Genomic DNA, 3698 nt, shown 5'->3' with positions numbered 1-3698 from the left:
CGTGCCCGCCGCTCGAGGCGTGCCGACTGCCGCCGTCGCCGCCACTCCCGAACAAGCACCGGCACGGCGGCGGCCCCGCGGGCCAACAACGCGAACGCCGCCAGTGCCAGCTGCAAGGCCAGCAGCCCGGCCATGACCGCCGCCCGCGCACCTGTATACCCGCGAACTTCGCGGAAGAGCGCAGCGGATTCGTCCAGTTGAACGAATCCAGCGCGTTGCGCGAGGACAGCGACAGCCCGCTCTTCGAGAGATTCACCCGGAGGGGCCGCTGCCATAACGGCCCCGGAGTATGAACCGGCCGTTCTGGAGGGCGACCTGGGTATTGCGTGCCGGGGTCATCGACACCCGAACCCCGCGGGCGGTATTGCCCGTAAGCGTCAGGCCCGCGGCCTTCATCTGCGCGCGCAGCGCGATGCCGCCGGTCCGGCTGGCCCGCAGGTGCCGGCCACGATGCTCGATGCGGCGCTGACGTCCGTAGCTGTCGTTCCTGCCGATGTTGAACAAAGTGGGCCTCCCTGATCCCCGGCTGTTTCTGTCCACCTACCGATCCCGTGCCGGTCATGATAGGGAATCGGCATGATCGCGATCACGGAGAGACTCACCGGGAGGCATGCCGCCGACCATGCCGACAGGTCCCTTCAGCCCTCCCCCGCGATATCCTCGATGCGCAGCCAGCCCGCGGGTTCCGGCGACGGGAGGTCGGCCGCGTGGATCTCGAGGACCTCGCCGACGCCGCCCGAGAACTCGGCGTTCTCCCGTTTTGAGAGCTCGACGAGGTGCAGGCGGTCCAGCGGATGCAGCTTGCCAGCGGCGACCTTCCGGGCACCCCAGGCACGGAGGCGGTCGCGCACATCCCCCGACAGGCGATGCACGGTCACGGAAACGTATCCCCGGTGGCCCCGGATCCGAATCCAGCCGGAGCGCAGCACGCGCGCGATGAGCGCACCACGCGCCGCACCCTCGCGGACGGCCGACCGGGGCTCGCCGTGCGAGGCGAAGGCCCTGTCGATATCGGCCTGGCTCAGGCCGAAACACTGCGGGTACACCACGACATCGGAGATGTGGTACTGACGCGCGCGCACGATGCGCCCGTCCGGGGTGATCCATTCCCCGCGCACGCGTATCACGACGACGCCTCCACCCACACGAAGTTGTCCGCGCTGAGCCTGGACTCACCGTTCCAGCGGTAGGCGCAGAGCCTCCCCTGCTCTGCGACGCTGTAATCCAGGCACGCCACCTGTGGCGCCATGGGCGCCGGAGCGCCGCGCATCCAGTAGTGGCCCACGAACATCGGCTTGTCTCCGTCATAGCCCAGCCGGCCCGTTTCCGGCATGGGGCTGTCGGGCAGTGTCTGCCGCGTTGCTTCGTCGATGACGGCACCGTCTCGGTAGGTCATTGGCGGGTGGGACCACCAGCGCACCCGCACCGCCTCGCGGGGATGGCCGTCCTTGTCCCTGAACGAGTGCCCCTCGGGCAGCGGAACCTCCAGGCCCTTGAGCAGGGTCTCCAGCGCCTCGTACTCGGGGGTGCCGCGCCGCGACGTGGCCACGTAGCCGGCCGTGGTGAGGCGGTTACCCGCGTCCAGGAAGGGCGCGAGGGCACGCTGGTGGCCGGGATGCCAGCAGGCGTGCACCACGCGCAGGCCCTCCTCCTCGAGCCACAGCGGGAGCGTGCTGAACCAGTCCACCCATTCCCGGTGGGCGACCGACCAGACCTCCAGCGCCGCCATCTGCTCGAGAAAGCGGCGATGCTGACCGACGTTCTTTTCGCTGTGGGGCCGCAGGTGCTCGCCGGGACGGGCCGGATCGGGCGTGGCGAAACACACGGCGTTGTATTCGTGGTTACCCATGACCGCCCGCGCCTGGCCGGCATCGCACATCCGCCGCACCACCTCCAGGACCCGCTGCTGCATCGGGCCGCGATCGATGAAGTCCCCGACGAAGATCACGCGGCGCTCGGCATGACGATACACGCCGCCGACTTCCCGGTAGCCCAGCTTCCCCAGCAGCGCTTCCAGGGCGTCGGCGTGCCCGTGGATGTCTCCGATGAGGTCGATACCCGGCATGGCGCCTCCTTGTCGTCCATTCGCGTCCATGATATCCAGCCTGTGCGACATATCACGTCGCACACGAGAAGTGCCGCACAGGGAGCATGGTGACACATGGCCGAGGCGATCACGCGGCAATGGTGGATGCTGCAGCGGATCCCCCGCGCACCCCGCAAGATTTCGGCGAACGCGCTCGCCGAGGAGCTCGCTGCGGCGGGCTACCCCGTCAGCAGGCGCACCGTCGAGCGCGACCTGCGCACGCTCTCCGCGGTCTTCCCGCTGATTTCCGACGAGCGCAGCCGGCCCTTCGGCTGGTCCTGGGCGGACGGGGCGGCAACCATCAGCATTCCGGCCATGACCCCGCAGGCGGCCCTGGTCCTGCGCATGGCCCGCGAGCACCTCACACGGGTATTACCCGGAAACACGCTGGAGACCCTCGCGCCGCAGTTCGAGCAGGCACGGCGGGCACTCGCACACGCCCCCGAGGGGCTGGCCTCCTGGCCGGACAAGGTCCGCACCGTCTCCCGCGGCCAGCCGCTGATCCCCCCGGCGATCGCGACCGAGACGCTGGAAACGGTCTATGCCGCCCTGCAGTCGGGGCACCAGCTCGCCATCCGGTATCGCCGGCGACGCGAACCGCGGGTGCGGGACTATGTCGCTCACCCCCTCGGGGTGGTCCTGCGGGACGGCATGGTCACGCTGGTGGCGACCCTGTTTCACTACCGCAACCCCGTTCAGCTGCACCTGCACCGGGTCCTGCAGGCCAATGCACTGACCGAGCCCGCCCGCGTCCCCACGGATTTCGATCTCGACGCCTGGCTCGCGCGCGATCCACTGGGCTTTCGCCTCGGCGAGCGGCTGCACCTGCGCATGCGCATGGCCGTGGAACCGGCGAAACACCTGGAGGAGACGCCGCTATCCCGCGACCAGGTGATCGGTCCGGTGGAGAACGGCTGGCGGGAAATCACGGCCACCGTGGAGGACACCGCCCAGTTACGCTGGTGGCTGCTCGGCTTCGGCCCGCGCGTGGAGGTCCTGGGCCCCGACGCCCTGCGCGGGGAGATCATCGGGGAGCTCAAGCGGGCCGTGGCGACCTACGGCTGATGGGTGCCCCGCGCAAGGCGTCGCCGGCGCCGCCGGGCTCGGGGCCCTGCGCCGGGACGCGCCCGGTCAGCGCCCTACCCTGCTCACGGTCAGGCTCAACCGATCGAGACCCCGGATTGCGGCTCGTTGACCAGCCCCTGGTCCCCGGAGACGATGCGGCCATCGAGTGACACCGCGTAGCTCTGCTCGTAACGAGGCCGGTAGAGGTAGCCGACAGTCCGTCCCATGGAGAACACCGGGCGCCCCTCGCCACACTCCGCCGCGTGCGCCTCGACGGCCTCACGCACGAGGCGCCGCTGCACGCCGGTACCGCGTTCGGCGATGTCCTCCGGCAGCGGCAGCTTCAGCCAGCGGTCCACCCCGCCCGAGAGGCCGAACATCGTGATCTGACGCGGACGCGAGCGTTCGGTGCGGATGAACAGATGCGGGCGAAACAGCGCCTTCATCGCGGCATGCCGTTGCGCCACCCGCTCGGCACGCGTCTGTTCAATGGCGATGGACAATGCCTCCCTGTCCTCCGGGAACGCCTGCAGGAGGCGCTCCGCCA

4 protein-coding genes and 1 pseudogene are annotated in these 3698 nt (G+C 69.8%); 1 reads left to right on the top strand and 4 read right to left on the bottom strand.

From position 1 onward, the window contains the following. Positions 1 to 133 precede the first annotated feature (133 nt). From G7A99_RS25220 to G7A99_RS05710, 3 genes and pseudogenes are all read right to left on the bottom strand, one after another. Positions 134 to 504: pseudogene (locus G7A99_RS25220) on the bottom strand (DNA-binding protein); the annotation flags it as partial. A gap of 134 nt (positions 505 to 638) precedes the next feature. Next, entirely contained in the window at positions 639 to 1082 is a 444-nt protein-coding gene (locus tag G7A99_RS05715) for a hypothetical protein (RefSeq protein WP_163139173.1), read from the bottom strand. A gap of 41 nt (positions 1083 to 1123) precedes the next feature. Then, positions 1124 to 2065 (bottom strand): metallophosphoesterase, encoded by a 942-nt coding sequence (locus G7A99_RS05710; protein WP_163139172.1) that lies wholly within the window; start codon positions 2063 to 2065, stop codon positions 1124 to 1126. 96 nt (positions 2066 to 2161) lie between these two features. Between G7A99_RS05710 and G7A99_RS05705 the strand changes: the two genes are divergently transcribed. Further along, positions 2162 to 3151: a YafY family protein gene (locus G7A99_RS05705; RefSeq protein ID WP_163139171.1), complete on the top strand. Its 990-nt coding sequence runs from the start codon at positions 2162 to 2164 to the stop codon at positions 3149 to 3151. A 95-nt stretch (positions 3152 to 3246) separates the two neighbouring features. Here G7A99_RS05705 and G7A99_RS05700 read toward each other — a convergent pair. Beyond that, the coding region (locus G7A99_RS05700) for a hypothetical protein (protein ID WP_163139170.1) at positions 3247 to 3698 on the bottom strand (452 nt) is incomplete at its 5' end.

Source organism: Arhodomonas sp. KWT (assembly GCF_010993615.1).
Note: the sequence above shows the minus strand (reverse complement) of the source record. Positions and strands in the feature narration are given on the sequence as shown.